Below are 18,292 nucleotides of genomic sequence, written 5' to 3'. Positions count from 1 at the left end.
CCGCCACATGCGAGCGTCCCGCACCGGGCGTGCTGCGGGAAGAGGGAGTGACCCGATCAGGCCACGGACGGTCATGTTCCTCTCACATATGCCCCGTAAGTCTCGCGTGCAGCGAGCGCGCGGAGGCGTCGGTGAGGGAGGCGATCTGGTCGACGATCACCCGCTTGCGTGCGTGGTCGTCGCCTGCCCCGTCGAACAGTGCCCGAAACTGGGGATCCAGCCCGTCCGGCGCGCGGGCGGTGAGCGCCTCCGCCAGTTCCGCCACGACGACCCGCTGGTCCGCGCGCAGCCGCTCCTGCTCGGCGCGCTGCATCACGTACCGGTCCGCGACCGCCTTGAGCACCGCGCACTCCATGCGGGCCTCGCGGGGTACGACGAGCTCGGCGTCGTACCGGGTGAGCCGACCGGTGCCGTACGCGGCGCGGGTGGCGCCCTCGGCGGCCAGGCAGAACCGGCCGATGAGCTGGCTGGTGGCGTCCTTCAGCCGGGCCTGGGCGACCGCGGTGCCGTCGTAGCCGTGCGGCCACCACTCCTCGTCCTGGAGCCGGTCGAGGGCGGCGGAGAGTTCGGCCGGGTCGGTGCCGGCCGGGACGTACCGGCCGATGGCGACCTCGAACACCGCCTGCCGCTCGGGCTCGGCGTGCAGGCAGTTGGGGTCGATGTGGCCGGCGTGCAGGCCGTCCTCGACGTCGTGCACCGAGTACGCCACGTCGTCCGACCAGTCCATGACCTGGGCCTCGAAGCAGGTGCGGGTGCCCGGGGCGTGCGCTCTGACCCAGTCGAACACCGGGCGGTCGTCCTCGTAGACCCCGAACTTCCTCGACGCCGGGTCGGTGGGGTGGGCGCCGCGCGGCCAGGGGTACTTGGTGGCGGCGTCGAGGGTGGCGCGGGTGAGGTTGAGGCCGACCGAGCGGTCCTCGGTGAACCGTTTGGGCTCGATGCGGGTGAGGAGCCTGAGGGACTGGGCGTTGCCCTCGAAGCCGCCGCAGTCGTCGGCGAAGGCGTTCAGGGCCTGTTCGCCGTTGTGGCCGAAGGGCGGGTGGCCGAGGTCGTGGGCCAGGCAGGCGGCCTCCACCAGGTCGGGGTCACAGCCGAGGGCCGCGCCCAGCTCCCGGCCCACCTGGGCGCATTCGAGTGAGTGGGTGAGCCTTGTTCTGGGGCTGGCGTCCCAGGCGCTGGCGCTGCGCTCGCCCGGCGTGACGACCTGTGTCTTGCCGGCGAGGCGCCGTAGGGCCGCGCTGTGCAGGATGCGGGCGCGGTCGCGTTGGAAGGCGGTGCGGCCGGGGCGTTTGTCCGGCTCGGGGGCCCAACGCTCCGCTGAGGTCGGGTCGTAGGTTCCGTTGGGTGTGCCTTCCATGATTCGACAGTAAGCGTCGGCAGTGACAAAAGGGTGTTGGCGGTGCGCCCAATCGTCTGCCGGGGTGTGTCGTTCGGCGGGCGCGGGTGCGTGCCCCGCGGGTTGCCTCAGGCCGAAGCCAGTTCCGCCTGCCTCGTCACCCGTGCCTGGTCGTACCGGTGCAGGATCAGCCGGGCCATCGCCGGGTGGGCGCCCAGAGGAGCCGAGGCTATCCACGGGGCCTGGTCCGCGCACTGCGTCGCGAAACGTCCCGGAGCCGTGAAGTACGAGGCGATCGCCACCCGGTGCCGGCCCCTGGCGGCCAGGGCCCGTACCGCCGTCGGGACGGTCGGGGTCGCCGCCGAGGCGTAGGCCGGGACGACCGGCACCCCCAGCCGATCCGCGAGGAGGCGGGCCGTGCGGCGGGTGTCGGTGGCCGAGTCGGGGTCGCGGGAACCGGCGGCGGCCAGGACGACCGCGCTCGCACGGCGCGCGGCCGGGTCCATGACCGTGGGCCAGCCGGCCTCGACCAGGCGGTCGTAGAGGGCCTCCACCAGCAGCGGGTGCGGGCCGAGCGGGGCCGCCAGGCGGGTGGGTCCCGGGGCGGCGGCGGCCATCCCGGGGATGTCCTGCTTGACGTGGTAGCCGCGGGAGAGGAGCAGCGGGACCAGGACGGCGGAGGTGTCGCCGAGCGCGGCGAGGGTGTCCGGGAGCAGGGGCTCGTTCAGCTCGATGTGGCCGAGGTGGACGGAAAGAGCGGGGCGCAGTTCGCGCACCCGGTCCGCCAGCGTCCGTACGGTCTCCAGCGCGCGCGGGTCGCGGCTGCCGTGGGCGACCAGGACGAGGGCGGGCGGGGCCGTGCGGCGGTGGCCGAGCGGCGAGACCAGCCGGAGCCGGCTGGCGAGCTGGCTGCTGATGCTGTCCATGAGGTGCGCCGTGCTGTCGAGGTGGACGCGGAACTCGGACCGGGGAGGATGCGACGCCGTCATGAAAGGATCCTGATGGCGCCAGGTTGCGTGGCCGTTGCCGGGCCGTCACGAGCGTTTTCCGCCGCTTCACGTCGTACGGATGCCCGATGTGAGGCGAACCGGACGGCCGCCGGTGACGTCCTCCATGGTCGGAACCGGTCGGAGCCGATCCCTGGGGGGCCGTATGAAGATCCGTCGACCGCGGCTGCCGCGCACCCGCACGGGACAGCGGCGGCTGGTGCAGGCCGTGATGGCCGGGTGTGTGCTGGCGCTGCTGCCGGCGACCTGGCTGTTCGTGTCCACGGCGGACCGGCTGCGCACGACGGCGGACGCCCCGCGCACCCAGGTCGCCATGGTGTTCGGGGCCGGGCTGTGGAACGGGGAGCCGTCGCCGTATCTCGCGCACCGGCTGGACGCGGCGGCGAAGCTGTACCGGGCGGGGCGGGTCGAGGTCGTCCTGGTGACCGGGGACAACAGCCGCAAGGACTACGACGAGCCCGACGCGATGCGCGCCTACCTCAGGAAGCACGGGGTGCCGGACAAGCGGATCGTCAGCGACTACGCCGGGTTCGACACCTGGGACTCCTGTGTGCGGGCCAGGAAGATCTTCGGCGTGGACCGGGCCGTGCTGATCAGCCAGGGGTTCCACATCCGGCGGGCGGTGGCGCTGTGCGAGGCGGCGGGGGTGGACTCGTACGGGGTCGGGGTCGACGCCAAGCACGATGTGACCTGGTACTTCGGCGGGACGCGCGAGGTGTTCGCGGCGGGCAAGGCGGTGCTGGACGCTGTGTTCCATCCGGATCCGACGTTCCTCGGGCCACGGGAGAACGGGGTCGCCAAGGCGCTGGCGGGGGCGCGGGGCTGAGGTGGAGATCACGGACCTGACGCCCGCCGAGCGCCGGGTGCGGGAGGCCTTCCCGCTCGGCAAGGGGTCGATTTCCGGGAGGGCGACGACGACCTCACGGCGTCACCGGTCCGGCGGGGAGGTCGCCGTGCCGGGCGTGTAACGGGAAGCGGCCGGGGCCGTAACACGCCCGACGCACGCTGGCGGCATGGAACCGATCGCCTCGACGCCCACCCACTGCCCGTACTGCGCCCTGCAGTGCGGGATGAACGTCACGCTCCTGCCGCAGGGGGGCGTCGAGGTGACCGAACGGACGGACTTCCCGGTGAACCGGGGCGCGCTGTGCGGCAAGGGCCGTACGGCGGCCGAGGTGCTGTCGCCGGCGGTGCGGCTGACCTCGCCGCTGGTGCGGTCCGGGGGCCGGCTGGTCGAGGCGGGCTGGGCCGAGGCCCTGGACCGGATCGCCGAGCGGCTCGGGAGCGTACGGCGGGAGTACGGCGCCGACGCGCTGGGCGTGTTCGGCGGGGGCGGGCTGACGAACGAGAAGGCGTACACGCTGGGGAAGTTCGCCCGGGTCGCGCTCGGCACCTCGCAGATCGACTACAACGGCCGGTTCTGCATGTCGTCGGCCGCGGCGGCGGGCACGAAGGCGTTCGGGCTCGACCGTGGCCTGCCCTTCCCCCTGGAGGACATCCCGAAGACCGGGTGCGTGATCCTGGTCGGCTCCAATCTCGCCGAGACCATGCCGCCGTCCCTGCGCTTCTTCACGGAACTGCGGGAGAACGGCGGCACGTTGATCGTCGTCGACCCGCGCCGCACGAGGACGGCCGAGCAGGCGGACCTGCACCTGGCCCCCCGCCCGGGCACCGATCTCGCCCTGGCCCTCGGCCTGCTGCACCTGGTGGTGGCAGAGGGCCGGACGGACGAGGAGTACATCCGGGAGCGGACCACCGGCTGGGAGCAGGCGCGTGCGGCGGCGATGGCGCACTGGCCGGAGCAGGTGGAGCGGATCACGGGGGTGTCCGTTCCCCAACTCCGGGAAGCGGTACGGCTTTTCTGCGAGCCGGAGTCGGCGATGGTGCTCACCGCCCGCGGGCCCGAGCAGCAGTCCAAGGGCACGGACACGGTGGGCGCGTGGATCAACCTGTGCCTGGCGACCGGGCGGGCGGGACGGCCGTTGAGCGGTTACGGCTGTCTGACCGGGCAGGGCAACGGGCAGGGCGGCCGCGAACACGGCCAGAAGGCCGACCAGCTGCCCGGCTACCGCAAGCTGGACGACCCGCAGGCGCGGGCGCATGTGGCCGGAGTGTGGGGCGTCGACCCGGACGCGCTTCCCGGCCCCGGACGCAGCGCGTACGAGCTGCTCGACGCCCTGGGTACGGACATCAGGGCGCTGCTGCTGATGGGCTCCAACCCGGTGGTGTCGGCGCCGCGCGCGGCCCATGTCGAAGAACGCCTCAAGTCCCTCGATTTCCTGGCCGTTTGTGACGTCGTGCTGTCGGAGACGGCCGAGCTGGCGGACGTGGTCCTGCCGGTGACGCAGTGGGCGGAGGAGACGGGCACGACGACCAGCCTGGAGGGCAGGGTCCTGCTGCGCCGCCAGGCGGTCACCCCGCCGCCCGGGGTCCGCAGCGACCTGTACGTCCTGCACCAGCTGGCGGCCCGCCTCGGCGTGGAGAAGGGCTTCCCGACCGACCCCGAGGAGGTCTTCGAGGAGCTGCGCCGGGCGAGCGCGGGCGGTCCGGCGGACTACTCGGGGATCACCTACGGGCGGCTGGCGGAGGAGAACGGGGTGTTCTGGCCGTGCCCGCAGCCGGCCGAGGACACCCCGGCCGAAGCCCACCCGGGCACCCCCCGCCTCTTCCTGGACCGCTTCGCCACGGAGGACGGCCGGGCCCGGTTCGTCGCCGTGGCGCACCGGGCCACGGCGGAGGAACCGGACGCCGACTTCCCGCTGCTGCTGACCACCGGCCGGGTGGTGTCGCAGTACCAGTCGGGGGCGCAGACGCGGCGCGTCGCCGAGCTGAACGCCGCCGCTCCCGGCCCCTTCGTGGAACTCCACCCCCGACTCGCGGCCCGTATCGGCGCGACCGAGGGGGATCCGGTGACCGTGACCTCGCGCCGGGGCCGGGCGACCGCCCCGGCCCGGATCACCTCCGCCATCCGCCCCGACACCGTCTTCATGCCCTTCCACTGGCCCGGCGAGGGCCGCGCCAACACCCTGACCAACCCGGCGCTCGACCCGACGTCCCGGATGCCGGAGTTCAAGTCGTGCGCGGTGCGGGTGGAGGTCGTAGGGCCACGGCAGTAGCGCGGATCGGCCCGTGGGTCGCGGCGGGCAGTGACCGGAGCGCGTTAGGTTCGCTGTATGTCCGACTTCGAGTAGTCCACCCTGGACGCCTACCTGGACCGCATCGGCTGGCAGGGCGGCCGGCGGCCCGTCCTGGAGACCCTGCGCGGGATACACCTGGCGCACGCGCTGTCGCTGCCCTTCGAGAACCTGGACGCCGTCTCGGGCCGGGCCCCGTCCCTCGCCCCGGCCGATCTGCTGGCCAAGATGATCCACGGCCGGCGCGGCGGCTACTGCTACGAGCACAACACCCTGCTCCGGCTGGCGCTCCAGGCGCTGGGGTTCGGGGTGACGCAGCTGGCCGGACGGGTGGTGGTGGGCGCGGACACGCCCGAGAGCCGTCCGCGCACCCACACGATGCTGCGGGTCGCGGTGCCGGGCGAGCCGGAGCCGTACCTCGCGGACGTCGGCTTCGGCGCGGTCGGCGCGCTGCTGCTGCCGGTACCGCTGGTGACCGGCGAGGAGTCCGAGGGCGCGGGACGCCGGCACCGGCTGGTGCCGCTGCCGCACGAAGGCCCGCTGGAGCTGTGGGAGTTGCAGGCGTACGACCGCCGGGCGCGGGAGTGGGCCGGACAGTACGCCTTCACTCTGGAGCCGTTCGCCGCCTCGGACCTGGAGGTGTTCAACTGGTATGTCAGCACCAGCCCACGCTCCCCCTTCACCCGCCGCCCCTACCTCCAGCGGACCACCGCCGAGCGCCATCTCTCCCTGGACGGCGCCCGCTTGACCGAGACCCGCCCCGACGGCACGGCGACCGAACGCAAGCTGACGGACGAGACGGAGGCGCGACGGGTGGCGGCGGAGGAGTTCGGGATCGACGTGCCCTCGGGGCTGACGCTGCTCGGCGGCTGACTCAGCGCCGGGACACCCAGTCTCCGCCCTCGATCGGCGTTCCCCCGGCGCGCAGCCGGGCGGCGACAGGCGGGGCGGCCAGGTAGACCCAGGCGAGGGTGGTGGTGCCGTCGGTGGTGCGGATGACGTTGCGGGCCGCGCGTTCGTAGAGGTTGCGGGGGTCGCCCGGGGTGTACTCCTCCAGGCGGTCCAGGGCAGCGAGCAGTTCGGCGTACGACTCCGGCCGGGCCGTGACCAGTTCGCCCCGGATCTCGCCGCCCGGCCGCTCGACGGCGTAGGGGTAGCCGGGGCCGTCGTACAGCGTGGCGTCCGGCAGGCGGGCCGGTTCCTCCGACGCGGTGCGGCCCCGGAGGAACAGGTCGTGGTTGGGCTCGCCGGGGCGCAGGGTGCCGTAGACGAAGAAGGGCAGCGGGGCTCCGGGCCCCTCGGGTTCCTCGGTGATCACGGAAACGATTCTGGACCCCCTTCGGCTCCTCACACATCTCCATGAAGGGACTATGGACATGACATGTCATGGCCCCTTAAATCTCTGGGGACATCAGCGCCGCCCCCACGCCTAGTCGGGCGCTTCCCCGAGGAGACCGATGAGCCGGATACGCCAGCACGTCCGAGGATCACGTCGTCTCGCCACCACCGCCGGCGTCGCCGTCACCACCGCGACCCTGCTGTCCCTGGCGCTCTCCCCCGCCGCCCACGCCGACGCCAGACCCACCCGGGCCACCGCGATCCAGAACGCCGCGTCGGCGCTCCTGGCCCATGCCGCGAGCCTCGGCCTGACCTCCGCCGAGGACACCAGCGTCCGCGACGTCGTCGTGGACAAGGACGGCACCCAGCACGTCCGCTACGACCGCACCTACCACGGACTGCCCGTGCTGGGCGGCGACTTCGTGGTCCACCTGACCCCGGACGGCGCCTACCGCAGCGCGAACCGCGCCACCCGCGGCACGATATCCCTCGCCTCGATCCTGCCGAAGATCTCGGCGCCCAAGGCCGCCGACCTCGCCGTCAACGCCCTGCGCGCCGCCAACCTCGGCGATGCGCTCAAGCAGGTCAAGGCCAAGCCCGAACTGATCGTCGACGCCCTGCACGGCATCCCGAGGCTCGCCTGGCGCACCAACGCGGCCGGCCTGGACTCGCTCGGCAACCCGGTCGCCCGGACCGTGCTGACCGACGCCCGCACCGGCCGGCAGATCGACGCCTGGGACAGCATCGAGACCGCCGCCGGCGACGGCAAGTCGCTGTACAGCGGGACGGTGCCGCTGGAGACGACCCAGTCGGGATCGTCGTACCAGCTCAAGGACCCGACGCGCGGCAACACCTACACCGGTGACGCCGAGGGCAAGACGGACCTGTGCTTCTTCGGCATCTGCTTCAGCCGGGCCCCCGCGACCCTGTTCACGGACGCCGACAACCACTGGGGCAGCGGCACCACCTCCGACCGCGCCTCGGCCGCCGTCGACGCCCAGTACGGCACCAACGAGACCTGGGACTACTACAAGAACGTCCACGGCCGCAACGGCATCGCGGGCGACGGCAAGGGCTCGTACAACCGCGTCCACTACGGCAGCAACTACAACAACGCCTTCTGGGACGACAGCTGCTTCTGCATGACGTACGGCGACGGTGACGGGACCACCTTCGGCCCGCTGGTCGCCCTCGACGTGGCCGGGCACGAGATGACCCACGGGGTGACGTCGAAGACCGCGGCGCTGACCTACTCCGGCGAGTCCGGCGGGCTCAACGAGGCCACCTCGGACATCCTCGGCACGATGGTGGAGTGGTACGCCAACAACTCCTCCGACACCGGTGACTACCTCATCGGCGAGAAGATCGTGAAGCCCGGCTTCGGCCACACAGCGCTGCGCTACATGGACAAGCCCTCGAAGGACGGCAACTCGGCGGACTACTGGAGCAGTTCGGTCGGCAACCTCGACGTCCACTACTCCTCCGGCGTCGCCAACCACTTCGCCTACCTGCTGGCGGAGGGCAGCGGCCCGAAGACCATCAACGGCGTCAGCTACGACTCCCCCACCTACAACGGCTCCACGGTCACCGGCATCGGCCGCGACAAGGTCGGCAAGATCTGGTACCGGGCGCTGACGGTCTACATGACCTCCTCGACGAACTACGCGGGGGCCCGCACGGCGACCCTGAACGCCGCCAAGGACCTCTACGGCGCGGGCAGCACGGAGTACAACGCGGTGGCGGCGGCCTGGAGCGCCGTCAACGTGAACTGAGCCCGCATCGAGCACGACAGGCCGCGGCCGCCCCGGTGATGGTTCCGGGGCGGCCGCGGTCCGCTGTGCCACACCTGCCGTCACCCGTTCAACGGGCGGCGTCGCTCCATTCGTGTTCTCTTCGCACACTTATCTCATCGCCCCTTCCCGTGCGCCTGTGACCTGCCGGAACCCGGCAGCGGTTACGCCGTGTGGGGGCCGGCCCGCGACACCCGTTCACCGCAGTCCTGACGGCCCCTCAGGGAGCGGGTCCGGGCGAAAGCCATTTACCTCGGAAGGGCAGAGGGACACACCAGTCCGACCAGCCCTGGGGAGCACCCATGCGACGCACCGCTCGTCTGCTGACCGGTACCGCGCTCGTCGTGGCCGCCGGGGCGCCCGCCTGGGCCGGCACCGGCAGCCTGGACGTGTACCCCTCCAGCGTGGCGCCCGGCGGCCAGGTCACGGTGAACACCGCCGCGTGCGGCGAGAAGGGCTCGGCGGTCGGGGACGCCGGCGCGGTCGGCGCCGGCACCTTCACGCTGGCGCCCAGCTCGCACAAGGGCGAGGCGATCGGGCAGTTCCGGGTGCCGGAGAGCGCGCAGCCGGGGACGTACGAGATCGTCGCCAAGTGTGCCGAGGGCGACCGGCAGGTGAGCGGCGACCTGCTGGTGGCGTTGGGCGCGGCACCCGAGCAGGTGCAGCCGCGAGGAAGCATGAAGACGGGGGTCGGCGGCGCACTCGGCGCCGACCCCGTGCAGACCGCGGCGGGTGTGGCGGCGCTGGCCGTCGCCGCCGCGGGCGGTACCTGGCTCCTGCATCGCCGGGCGAGAGGCGACGGGTACTGACGGACACCCTCCGCTGTCCGTCAGCCGGTACCGCACATCCCGCCCCCTCCGGGTCCGACGCCCCTCGCGGCCCGGAGGGGGAGGGGGTGGTCATGGGGCCCGCCCCCGGTCTTGGGGGGTCCGCCCCCGGCCTTCGGGGGTCCGCCCCCGGGAGAGGGTTCGTATGCGCACCAGAAACAGGCGCGACAGGCTCGGCGACACCGCGATAGCCGCCGTCACCGTCGTGGCGCTCGGCTCCGGGGTGTGGCTGCTCGGCAGCGGTGCCGGGACGCACGCGCCGCCGCAGCCCACCGCGGCCGAGGGACACCCGGAGGCGAGCGGCGAACGGCTCGCGGCCCCCGCCCTCGCCCCGTCCATACCCACCCGCATCCGCATACCCTCGATACGCGTGAACGCCCCGCTGATGGGCCTCGCCCTCAGCCGCTCCGGCAGTCTGAACGTCCCCCCGGCCAAGAACAAGAACCTGGCCGGCTGGTACGAGGCCGGCACCATACCCGGCGAGACGGGCACCGCGATCGTCGCCGGCCATGTCGACAACACCGAGGGCCCGGCCGTCTTCTACGACCTGGGCGCGCTGAAGCGAGGCGCCCACATCGAGGTGGACCGCCGGGACGGCTCCGTGGCCGTGTTCACCGTGGACGCGGTGGAGGTGTACGCGGCGAACAACTTCCCCGACGAGAAGGTCTACGGCGCGGCGCCCCGCCCCGAACTCCGCGTCATCACCTGCGGCGGCGGCTACACCAAGGCCACCGGCTACCTGGGCAACGTGGTGGTGTTCGCGCACCTGACCGGAAGCCGATAGCAGGCGCGGCTCCCCGCGCCCCTCGGGCCGCCAGTGCGCCGGTTCCCCGCCGAGGACGTGCTCCCTCCCCCACGCCCCGAGCGGCGCCAGTGCCTCGTTCAGCAGGACGCCCCGGCAGGTCAGCGAGTACTCGACCCGAGGCGGCACCTCCGCGTACTCCTCGCGGGCCGGGCGGTCCCCACCGGAAACCCTGGCCACGCGATGGCCGGCATGGCCCACCGGACGGCCGAGCGGCCGGCGAGCGGTGACCATACGAGCGGGGTGGTCTCCCACCTGGCCATGCAGGTCGCGGGCGCCGGGACCCTGCTGCGTACGGCGCAGGAGCAGCAGGTGAGCGCGGAGCTGATCACCCCGTTCCTGGACCTGATGGCCCGGCGCCTCGCCGAGGGGCACGGGCAGGAGGACACCTCCGGCCTGGTGGACCTGCTGCGTCGCCGAGGACCGGTGCGCGTCTCCTCACAGCGCTCCCCGGCGGGCCCGCGGGACCCTCACACCCCCCGCCCGCCCCCGCTGAGGGCAGCGTTCCTCACGGGAAACAGGTGTGATGCGGCCGGGTAACGTCGGGACCGCACGCTCAAGGGCATGACCTCGAATACGCGTGTGGTGGTGATCGGCGCCGGCCTCGCGGGCGTACGGCTCGCCCGGCGGCTCGGCGAGCTGGGCGCGCCCGCGCTGCTCGTCGGCGAGGAGGAGCACCCGCCGTACAACCGGGTGCTGCTCGCCGAGGTGCTGGCCGGCCGGTACGCCCCCGAGGTGATCGGCCTGCCGGCGCCCGAGGGCCTGCTGCGCGCCCGGGTCACCGGTATCGACCGGGCCGCCCGGACCGTCGAGTGCGCCGACGGCTCCTCGATCGCATACGACACGCTGGTTCTCGCCACCGGGTCCAACCCGGTGCTGCCACCGCTGCGCGGCCTGTTCACGCCCGATCACCAACTCCCCGAGGGCGTCCACGCGTTCCGCACGCTGGACGACTGCCTGGGGCTGGCCAAGGCGGTCCGGCCGGGTGTGCGCGCGGTCGTCATCGGGGGCGGGCTGCTCGGTGTCTCCGCCGCCCGCGCGCTCGCCGTGCGCGGCGCCCAGGTGGTCCTCGCCCAGCAGGCCGAGCGGCTCATGGAACGCCAGCTCGACCCGGACGCCTCCCGGCTGGTGCTGCGGCACCTGACCGGCCTGGGCGTCGAGGTGCACACCGAGTGCCGGGTGCGGGACGTGCGCTGCGTCGCCGGCGCGGTCCGCTCGGTGGAGATGGCCGACGGATACGCCCTGGACGCCGACCTCGTCGTCCTCGCCTGCGGCGTGCGCCCGCGCACCTCGCTCGCCGAACGGGCCGGTCTCGCCGTGCACCAGGGCATCCTCGTCGACGACGAACTGCGCACCTCCGACCCGCGCATCCACGCCGTCGGCGACTGCGTCCAGCACGAGGGCACGGTCTACGGCCTCGCGGTACCCGCGCTGGAACAGGCAGACGCCCTCGCCGAATTGATCGCCGGGGACCCGGACGCGCGCTATCGCGGCACCCGTTCCCTGACCCGGCTGACCCTCACCGGCCCGGGCTTCCCCTTCGACCTGGCCGCGTTCGGCGAGACCGAGGCGCGCCCCGGCGACGACGTCGTACGGCTCGCCGACGCCACCCGCGGCACCTACCGCAAGGTCGTCGTCCGCGACGACCGCCTGGTCGGCGGGGTCCTCGTCGGCGAACTCGGCACCGTCGGCGCGCTCGCCCGCGCCTGGGAGGGAGCAGAGCCGCTCCCCTCCGACGGCTGGCCCCTGCTCCACCTGCTCACCAACGATGGAGGCTCCTGATGACCACCGCCCTGGGGGCCACCCCCACGATCGTGCTCGTCGGCCACGGCATGGTCGGCCAGCGCTTCCTGGAAGCGCTCGCCGAGCGCGGCCTGACCGCCACGCACCGCGTGGTCGTGCTGTGCGAGGAGCCGCGTCCCGCGTACGACCGCGTCGCCCTCACCTCGTACTTCTCGGGCAAGGCCCCCGAGGACCTATCCATGACCGACATGGAGTTCATCAACGACCACGGCATCGAGCTGTACGTCGGCGACCCGGCTCAGACGGTCGACCGCGCGGCGAGGAAGGTCACGGCCAGGTCCGGCCGGGTCTTCGCGTACGACACCCTCGTCCTGGCCACCGGCTCGTACCCGTTCGTGCCGCCGGTCCCGAACAAGGACGCCGAGGGCTGTTTCGTCTACCGCACGATCGAGGACCTGCTCGCCATCGAGGAGTACGCGAAGACGCGGGCGACGACCGGCGCCGTGGTCGGCGGCGGGCTGCTCGGCCTGGAGGCGGCCGGTGCGCTGAAGGGGCTCGGACTGACCACCCACATCGTGGAGTTCGCGCCGCGCCTGATGCCGGTGCAGGTCGACGAGGGTGGTGGCGCGGCGCTGCTGCGGACCATCGAGGGCATGGGCCTGACCGTGCACACGGGCGTGGGCACCCAGGAGATCCTCACCGGTGAGGACGGCTCGGTCAGCGGCATGAAGCTGTCCGACGGCTCCGAACTCGGCGCAGAGATAGTGGTGTTCAGCGCGGGCGTGCGCCCCCGCGACCAGCTGGCCCGGGACTGCGGCCTCGCGGTCGGCGAGCGCGGCGGCATCACGGTCGACGAGCAGTGCCGTACGGTCACCGACCCGCACGTCTTCGCGATCGGCGAGTGCGCGCTGGCGGCGGACGGCCGGGTGTACGGCCTGGTGGCGCCCGGCTACGAGCAGGCGCAGACGGCCGCTGCGACGATCGCTTCCGACGAAGCCGCCTTTGTCGGCGCCGACCTGTCCACCAAGCTGAAGCTGCTCGGCGTGGACGTGGCGTCCTTCGGCGACGCGCACGGCACCACCGAGGACTGCCTGGACGTCGTCTACTCCGACTCCCGCGCCGGCCTGTACAAGAAGCTGGTCATCGGCGCCGACGGCACGCTGCTCGGCGGCATCCTGGTCGGTGACGCGGAGTCGTACGGCACCCTGCGCGCGCTGACCGGCTCGGTGCCCCCGATCTCCCCCGAGTCGCTCGTCCTGCCCGCCGGAGCCGACTCGGGGGCCCGGCTCGGCCCGTCCGCGCTGCCGGACGAGGCGATCATCTGCTCCTGCCACAACGTCAGCAAGGGCGCCATCCGGGGCGCGGTGACGGAGCACAAGTGCACCACCGTGCCCGAGGTGAAGAAGTGCACCAAGGCCGGCACCGGCTGCGGCTCCTGCGTCAAGGTGCTCGGCCGGCTCGTCAACGCCGAGCTGGAGGCGTCCGGCGTCGAGGTCGACAAGGGCCTGTGCGGCTGCTTCGCCCGGACCCGCGAGGAGCTGTACGAGATCGTCCTCGCCCTGCGCATCACGTCGTACCGGGATCTTCTCGACCGCTACGGCCGTGAGGGCGCCCGGGGCGGCGACGGCTGCGAGGTCTGCAAGCCGGCCGTCGGCTCGATCATCGCCTCCCTCGCCCCGACGATCGGCGCGAGCGGCTACGTCCTGGACGGCGAGCAGGCCGCCCTGCAGGACACCAACGACCACTTCCTGGCCAACCTGCAGAAGAACGGCTCGTACTCGGTGGTGCCGCGCATCCCCGGCGGCGAGATCGCGCCCGAGAAGCTGATCGTGATCGGCGAGATCGCCCGCGACTTCGGCCTCTACACGAAGATCACCGGCGGTCAGCGGATCGACATGTTCGGCGCGCGGGTCGAGCAGCTGCCGCTGATCTGGGCCCGGTTGGTGGACGCGGGCTTCGAGTCGGGCCACGCGTACGGCAAGTCGCTGCGCACGGTGAAGTCCTGCGTGGGCCGGACCTGGTGCCGCTACGGCGTGCAGGACTCGGTGCGGATGGCGATCGACCTGGAGCTGCGCTACCGGGGCCTGCGCTCCCCGCACAAGCTGAAGTCGGCGGTCTCCGGCTGCCAGCGCGAGTGCGCCGAGGCCCAGTCGAAGGACTTCGGGGTGATCGCCACCGCGGGCGGCTGGAACCTGTACGTCGGCGGCAACGGCGGCGCGACCCCGCGCCACGCGGACCTGCTGGCCCAGGACCTGTCCGACGCCGAACTCGTGCGCCTCATCGACCGGTTCCTGATGTTCTACATCCGCACCGCCGACCGACTGGAGCGCACCTCGACCTGGCTGGAGCGGATCCCCGGCGGCCGGGACCACGTACGGGACGTGGTGGTGCACGACTCGCTCGGCATCTGCGACGAGCTGGAGCAGCTGATGCGGGCGCATGTCGCGCACTACCGCGACGAGTGGGCGGAGACCATCAACGACCCCGAGAAGCTCGCCCGGTTCGTGTCCTTCGTGAACGCCCCGGACACCCCGGACCCGGTCGTCGCCTTCGTCCCCGAGCGCGACCAGATCAAGCCCGACCTGCCGCTGCTGTCCATCGGCCTGCGGCCCGCAGACGACGTCCTGGAAGGAAGCGCCCGATGACCCTGGCTGTCGAGACCACCGACCTGAAGGTCCAGCTCCGGCTCGCCGACGACGACTGGTTCACGGCCTGCGACCTGAGCGCGCTCACCCCGGGCCGCGGGGTGGCCGCCCTGCTGCCGGACGGCCGCCAGGTGGCCCTCTTCCGGGACCGCGCCGACCGCCTGTACGCCGTCGACAACCGGGACCCCTTCACCGGCGCGGCCGTCCTCTCCCGCGGCCTGACCGGCACCCACGTCGGCCGCCCGTTCGTCGCCTCCCCTCTGCTCAAGCAGCGCTTCGACCTGGTCAGCGGGGAGTGCCTGGACGACGAGGAGGTCCGGGTGGCGGCGTACGAGGTGCGGGCCGCCTAGCCTCTGCGCGACCGACAAAGTCGCTTGACTGGCCGTTCCAGAAAAACCTAGGCTGCGTTCCATGGCCAGGACCAAGGAGTTCGATCCGGACGCCGCGTTGCAGGCAGCCCTGGAGCTGTTCTGGCGGCGCGGCTACGAGGCGACGTCGATGGCCGACCTGGTCGAGCACCTCGGCATCGGCAGGGCGAGCCTGTACGCCACCTTCAGGAACAAGCACGAGCTGTATCTGCGGGCGCTGGAGCGCTACGAGCGGTCGGGGCTCGCCCGGATCGTGCGGGAGCTGTCCCAGCCGGGCGCCGCGCTGCCGGCCGTGCGAGCGGTCGTACGGCGGTACGCGGCAGAGGCGGCCGACGAGCGGCTGCGGCTGAACGGCTGCCTGATCACCAACACGGCCGCCGAGCTGGCCCCGCACGACCCGGCCGCCGCCCGGCGCGTCGAGCGCAACTGGGACCACCTGGAGACACTGCTGCACTCCGCGCTGGTCCGCGCCCAGAGCCAGGGCGAGCTGCCGGCCGGCCGCGATCCACTCGCCCTGGCCCGCACGCTGCTGGTGCTGATGCAGGGCCTGCGGGTCGTCGGCAAGGCGTCGGCGGACCCGGCCCGCGTCCGGGACGCGGCGGAGCAGGCGCTGGCGCTGCTCGACTAGTGATCTGGTCTTGAGTTCACGTATCGCCACGTGAGGCGTCGTTCGTTTCAGATTGCGGTCTGGGCGGTGACAGCAGCTGGCGGCTGCGGTCTGCTGGAGGAATGGGGGACAGCAGGCTGCAACCGCTGGTGTTATCCGAGGACGAGCGGCTGGTGTTGCAGGGGTGGGCCAAACGCCGGGCGACCGCGCAGGGGCTGGCCAAGCGGGCGCGGATCGTGCTCGCCTGTGCGGACGGACTGAGCAACACCGCGGTGGCCGCGCGACTGGAGACCGATCGCGGGACCGTGCGCCGGTGGCGGACGAGATTCCTGCGGGATCGGCTCGACGGCCTGTCCGACGATCCCCGTCCCGGCGTGCCCCGCACCATCACCGACGCGCAGGTGGAAGAGGTGGTGGTGCGCACGCTGGAAGAGGTCCCCGAGGGTGCCACGCACTGGTCGAAGCGGGAGCTGGCGAAGCGGGTGGGAATTTCACCGACGAGCGTGCTGCGGATCTGGCGGGCGTTCGGGCTGCAGCCGTGGCGCACGCAGGAGTTCAAGATCTCCCCGGACCCGTTGCTGATCGACAAGATCCGGGACGTGGTCGGGCTGTATCTCGCCCCGCCGGCGAACGCGGCGGTCTTCGCGGTGGATGAGAAACCGCAGATCCAGGCGCTTGAGCGGACCGCTCCAGTGTTGCCGATGGTGCCTGGTGTCCCTGAGCGTCGCAGTTTCGACTACGTCCGGCACGGCACGGTGGATCTGTTTGCCGCCTTGAACACCGCGACCGGCAAGGTGATCGGGAAGCTGTCCGCGCAGCACCGTGCCGTGGACTTCCGCGACTTCCTCGATGAGATCGACCGCCAGACCGATCCCGGCCTGGCAGTCCACGTGATCTGCGACAACCTCTCCGCCCACAAGGCGCCGGTGGTGCACAAGTGGCTTCTGGCCCATCCCCGGTTCCAGTTGCACTTCACCCCGACCTACTCGTCCTGGATCAACCAGGTCGAGCGGTGGTTCGCCGAATTACAGCGGCGCTGTCTGGAGCGCGGCGTGTTCTGCTCACTCGACGAGCTGAAGACCGCGCTCGAAGACTGGATCAAGACCTGGAACGAGCAGGCCCGTCCCTTCAGATGGACCAAGACCGCGGACCAGATCATCGACCGCATCTGCCGGTACTGCGACAGGATCTCCAGACCAGAACACTAGACGCCCTCCCTCCGGAGGGCGTTTTTCCTGCCCACATACTGAACCGACCGTTCCACAAAAGGGGATCCCCATGCCTCGCTTCACCGACCGGACGGCCCTCGTCACCGGCGCCGGATCCGGCATCGGCCGGACCGTCGCCCTCGCGCTCGCCGCCGAGGGCGCCCGGGTCGTCGTCGCCGACCGGCGGCCCGAGCCGCTGGCGCAGACCGTCCGCCTGATCGAGGAACAGGGCGGCAAGGCCCTCGCCGTGAGCGCCGACGTCTCCCGCGCGGCCGGCGCCGACGCGGTGGTCCGCACCGCCGTGGAGGCCTTCGGCGCGCTCGACGTGGCGGTCAACAACGCGGGCGTCTTCCGGGGCGGGCAGCCCCTCGCGGACCTCCCGGAGGAGGACTGGCACACCCAGCTGGCGACCAACGTCACCGGCGTGTTCCTGGCCCTCCAGGCGCAGATCCGCCAGATGCGCACGCAGCCGGCGGGCGGCGCGATCGTGAACGTCTCCTCCACCTTCGGCCTGCACACCGCCTCCCCCGGGGCCGCCGCCTACTCGGCGACCAAGGCCGCGGTGACCGCGCTCAGCAGGGGCGCCGCCCTGGACCACATCCGCGACGGTGCCCGGATCAACGTGGTCAGCCCCGGCGCCACCGAGACCCCCATGTCCCTGCGTCCGGGCGAGACCGAGGCGGACCGGGCCGAGCGCGCGCGGGCCGCCCTGCCGCTCGGCCGCATCGCCACCACCGAGGAGGTCGCCGCCGCCGTCCTCTACCTGGCCTCGGACGACGCGGCCTGCGTCGTCGGCACCGACCTGGTCGTGGACAGCGGCGGCTCCCTGTAGGCGGCCGACACGTAAGCCACCGGCTGTCAACCCGCTTTCAGTGGATCTCGTCGCCTGGTCGTCCGCTGAAAGCGCGGTGAGGCCGCCGTGAAACCGGGCGGGCGCAGGCTCTGTGCCAGAAGCAAGGCGACGGAGCCCCGACCCGGGGCCGCGATGGATTCAAGGAGCACACGACCATGTCTCTCACCCTCACCGACCAGGACAAGCTCACCCTGCGCACCGCCGCGTACGGCGCCGTGTCGCTGTTGACCGCCGCCGACGCCGCCGGCTCGCCCCACCGGGTCGCCACCCACGGCAGCATCGCCCTGGCCGGCGCGACCGGCCTGGTCGGGCACGTGCTCGCCGAGAAGTCCAAGGTGCAGAACCTGGACGGCAAGTCTGTGGCCGAAATCGCCGACCACGTGCTGCCGGCCCTGACCGCGGCCATGAGCCTGCTCAAGAAGCAGGATCCGGCGGAGGCGGACAACTTCCGCAGCACCGTCCTCGTCGCCCTCGAAGCAGCCACCCGGGCCCACAAGGGCGAGCCCGGCCCCACCATGGCCGAGATGACCCGCAAGATCACCGCGGCCCTCGACGCGGCCTGACGGGCCGGGGCGGCCGGGGCGGACATGGCTCGCGCCTGCCCCGCCCCGGCCGCCGGGGCGGGGCAGGCGCG

At 72.6% G+C, this 18,292-nt stretch carries 18 protein-coding genes and 1 pseudogene; 15 read left to right on the top strand and 4 right to left on the bottom strand.

Features of this window, described 5'->3' with window-relative positions:
• Positions 1-82: 82 nt before the first annotated feature.
• Complete coding sequence (locus ACIBJF_RS12125; RefSeq protein ID WP_399173586.1) at positions 83-1,357, bottom strand: deoxyguanosinetriphosphate triphosphohydrolase; 1,275 nt, start codon at positions 1,355-1,357, stop codon at positions 83-85.
• Positions 1,358-1,464: 107 nt separating this feature from the next.
• The gene (locus tag ACIBJF_RS12120; RefSeq protein WP_399173585.1) at positions 1,465-2,325 is read right to left on the bottom strand and encodes a sirohydrochlorin chelatase; all 861 of its coding nucleotides are present in this window, start codon (positions 2,323-2,325) and stop codon (positions 1,465-1,467) included.
• A 163-nt stretch (positions 2,326-2,488) separates the two neighbouring features.
• On the opposite strand from ACIBJF_RS12120, the gene ACIBJF_RS12115 reads away from it, so the two are divergent.
• From ACIBJF_RS12115 to ACIBJF_RS12100, 4 genes are all read left to right on the top strand, one after another.
• Positions 2,489-3,169, top strand: coding sequence for a vancomycin high temperature exclusion protein (locus ACIBJF_RS12115; protein ID WP_399173584.1), 681 nt, complete (start codon positions 2,489-2,491; stop codon positions 3,167-3,169).
• A gap of 1 nt (position 3,170) precedes the next feature.
• The gene (locus tag ACIBJF_RS12110; RefSeq protein WP_399173583.1) at positions 3,171-3,311 is read left to right on the top strand and encodes a hypothetical protein; all 141 of its coding nucleotides are present in this window, start codon (positions 3,171-3,173) and stop codon (positions 3,309-3,311) included.
• 45 nt (positions 3,312-3,356) lie between these two features.
• Positions 3,357-5,459, top strand: coding sequence for a molybdopterin oxidoreductase family protein (locus ACIBJF_RS12105; RefSeq protein ID WP_399173582.1), 2,103 nt, complete (start codon positions 3,357-3,359; stop codon positions 5,457-5,459).
• Between the two features lie 81 nt (positions 5,460-5,540).
• On the top strand, positions 5,541-6,350 hold the full coding sequence (locus ACIBJF_RS12100) for an arylamine N-acetyltransferase (protein WP_399173627.1): 810 nt from the start codon (positions 5,541-5,543) through the stop codon (positions 6,348-6,350).
• A 1-nt stretch (position 6,351) separates the two neighbouring features.
• Here ACIBJF_RS12100 and ACIBJF_RS12095 read toward each other — a convergent pair whose 3' ends face one another.
• Positions 6,352-6,795 (bottom strand): gamma-glutamylcyclotransferase family protein, encoded by a 444-nt coding sequence (locus ACIBJF_RS12095; protein WP_399173581.1) that lies wholly within the window; start codon positions 6,793-6,795, stop codon positions 6,352-6,354.
• 139 nt (positions 6,796-6,934) lie between these two features.
• Here ACIBJF_RS12095 and ACIBJF_RS12090 point away from each other — a divergent pair, with 139 nt between their 5' ends.
• The 3 genes from ACIBJF_RS12090 to ACIBJF_RS12080 all read left to right on the top strand — a co-directional run bounded on the left by ACIBJF_RS12090 (position 6,935) and on the right by ACIBJF_RS12080 (position 10,216).
• Complete coding sequence (locus ACIBJF_RS12090) at positions 6,935-8,587, top strand: M4 family metallopeptidase (protein WP_399173580.1); 1,653 nt, start codon at positions 6,935-6,937, stop codon at positions 8,585-8,587.
• Positions 8,588-8,907: 320 nt separating this feature from the next.
• A complete protein-coding gene (locus tag ACIBJF_RS12085; RefSeq protein ID WP_399173578.1) occupies positions 8,908-9,414 on the top strand; it encodes a hypothetical protein in 507 nt (168 codons plus the stop codon).
• A gap of 163 nt (positions 9,415-9,577) precedes the next feature.
• Positions 9,578-10,216: a class F sortase gene (locus ACIBJF_RS12080; RefSeq protein ID WP_399173577.1), complete on the top strand. Its 639-nt coding sequence runs from the start codon at positions 9,578-9,580 to the stop codon at positions 10,214-10,216.
• A gap of 36 nt (positions 10,217-10,252) precedes the next feature.
• On the opposite strand, the pseudogene ACIBJF_RS12075 reads toward ACIBJF_RS12080, so the two are convergent.
• Positions 10,253-10,381, bottom strand: a pseudogene (locus ACIBJF_RS12075) (winged helix-turn-helix transcriptional regulator); the annotation flags it as partial.
• A gap of 36 nt (positions 10,382-10,417) precedes the next feature.
• Here ACIBJF_RS12075 and ACIBJF_RS12070 point away from each other — a divergent pair.
• The 8 genes from ACIBJF_RS12070 to ACIBJF_RS12035 all read left to right on the top strand — a co-directional run bounded on the left by ACIBJF_RS12070 (position 10,418) and on the right by ACIBJF_RS12035 (position 18,221).
• Entirely contained in the window at positions 10,418-10,774 is a 357-nt protein-coding gene (locus tag ACIBJF_RS12070; RefSeq protein ID WP_399173575.1) for a hypothetical protein, read from the top strand.
• A gap of 24 nt (positions 10,775-10,798) precedes the next feature.
• Complete coding sequence (locus tag ACIBJF_RS12065; protein WP_399173574.1) at positions 10,799-12,016, top strand: NAD(P)/FAD-dependent oxidoreductase; 1,218 nt, start codon at positions 10,799-10,801, stop codon at positions 12,014-12,016.
• The gene (nirB, locus tag ACIBJF_RS12060; RefSeq protein ID WP_399173573.1) at positions 12,016-14,622 is read left to right on the top strand and encodes a nitrite reductase large subunit NirB; all 2,607 of its coding nucleotides are present in this window, start codon (positions 12,016-12,018) and stop codon (positions 14,620-14,622) included. The genes ACIBJF_RS12065 and nirB overlap by 1 nt, the downstream gene beginning before the upstream one ends.
• Entirely contained in the window at positions 14,619-14,972 is a 354-nt protein-coding gene (gene nirD, locus ACIBJF_RS12055; protein WP_365325587.1) for a nitrite reductase small subunit NirD, read from the top strand. The genes nirB and nirD overlap by 4 nt, the downstream gene beginning before the upstream one ends.
• A 61-nt stretch (positions 14,973-15,033) precedes the next feature.
• Positions 15,034-15,618: a TetR/AcrR family transcriptional regulator gene (locus ACIBJF_RS12050; protein ID WP_399173572.1), complete on the top strand. Its 585-nt coding sequence runs from the start codon at positions 15,034-15,036 to the stop codon at positions 15,616-15,618.
• Positions 15,619-15,719: 101 nt separating this feature from the next.
• Positions 15,720-16,805 carry an IS630 family transposase gene (locus ACIBJF_RS12045; protein WP_399173571.1) on the top strand — a complete coding sequence of 362 codons (1,086 nt, stop codon included), beginning with the start codon at positions 15,720-15,722 and terminating at the stop codon, positions 16,803-16,805.
• 70 nt (positions 16,806-16,875) lie between these two features.
• Positions 16,876-17,637, top strand: coding sequence for an SDR family NAD(P)-dependent oxidoreductase (locus ACIBJF_RS12040; RefSeq protein ID WP_399173570.1), 762 nt, complete (start codon positions 16,876-16,878; stop codon positions 17,635-17,637).
• Positions 17,638-17,813: 176 nt separating this feature from the next.
• Positions 17,814-18,221 carry a hypothetical protein gene (locus ACIBJF_RS12035; RefSeq protein ID WP_399173568.1) on the top strand — a complete coding sequence of 136 codons (408 nt, stop codon included), beginning with the start codon at positions 17,814-17,816 and terminating at the stop codon, positions 18,219-18,221.
• Positions 18,222-18,292 lie beyond the last annotated feature (71 nt).

The organism is Streptomyces sp. NPDC050743 (assembly GCF_044456925.1).
In the GTDB taxonomy this organism is placed as follows: Bacteria; Actinomycetota; Actinomycetes; order Streptomycetales; family Streptomycetaceae; genus Streptomyces.
The sequence above is the reverse complement of the archived record's forward strand: the minus strand, read 5'-3'. Positions and strand labels throughout refer to the sequence as shown.

Excerpts from the sequence above, each read along its gene's own strand:
- ACIBJF_RS12125 (WP_399173586.1), bottom strand. The coding sequence starts at position 1,357 with ATGGAAGGCACACCCAACGGAACCTACGACCCGACCTCAGCGGAGCGT.
- ACIBJF_RS12120 (WP_399173585.1), bottom strand. The coding sequence starts at position 2,325 with ATGACGGCGTCGCATCCTCCCCGGTCCGAGTTCCGCGTCCACCTCGAC.
- ACIBJF_RS12115 (WP_399173584.1), top strand. The coding sequence starts at position 2,489 with ATGAAGATCCGTCGACCGCGGCTGCCGCGCACCCGCACGGGACAGCGG.
- ACIBJF_RS12105 (WP_399173582.1), top strand. The coding sequence starts at position 3,357 with ATGGAACCGATCGCCTCGACGCCCACCCACTGCCCGTACTGCGCCCTG.
- ACIBJF_RS12090 (WP_399173580.1), top strand. The coding sequence starts at position 6,935 with ATGAGCCGGATACGCCAGCACGTCCGAGGATCACGTCGTCTCGCCACC.
- ACIBJF_RS12085 (WP_399173578.1), top strand. The coding sequence starts at position 8,908 with ATGCGACGCACCGCTCGTCTGCTGACCGGTACCGCGCTCGTCGTGGCC.
- ACIBJF_RS12080 (WP_399173577.1), top strand. The coding sequence starts at position 9,578 with ATGCGCACCAGAAACAGGCGCGACAGGCTCGGCGACACCGCGATAGCC.
- ACIBJF_RS12070 (WP_399173575.1), top strand. The coding sequence starts at position 10,418 with ATGGCCGGCATGGCCCACCGGACGGCCGAGCGGCCGGCGAGCGGTGAC.
- ACIBJF_RS12065 (WP_399173574.1), top strand. The coding sequence starts at position 10,799 with ATGACCTCGAATACGCGTGTGGTGGTGATCGGCGCCGGCCTCGCGGGC.
- nirB (WP_399173573.1), top strand. The coding sequence starts at position 12,016 with ATGACCACCGCCCTGGGGGCCACCCCCACGATCGTGCTCGTCGGCCAC.
- nirD (WP_365325587.1), top strand. The coding sequence starts at position 14,619 with ATGACCCTGGCTGTCGAGACCACCGACCTGAAGGTCCAGCTCCGGCTC.
- ACIBJF_RS12050 (WP_399173572.1), top strand. The coding sequence starts at position 15,034 with ATGGCCAGGACCAAGGAGTTCGATCCGGACGCCGCGTTGCAGGCAGCC.
- ACIBJF_RS12045 (WP_399173571.1), top strand. The coding sequence starts at position 15,720 with ATGGGGGACAGCAGGCTGCAACCGCTGGTGTTATCCGAGGACGAGCGG.
- ACIBJF_RS12040 (WP_399173570.1), top strand. The coding sequence starts at position 16,876 with ATGCCTCGCTTCACCGACCGGACGGCCCTCGTCACCGGCGCCGGATCC.
- ACIBJF_RS12035 (WP_399173568.1), top strand. The coding sequence starts at position 17,814 with ATGTCTCTCACCCTCACCGACCAGGACAAGCTCACCCTGCGCACCGCC.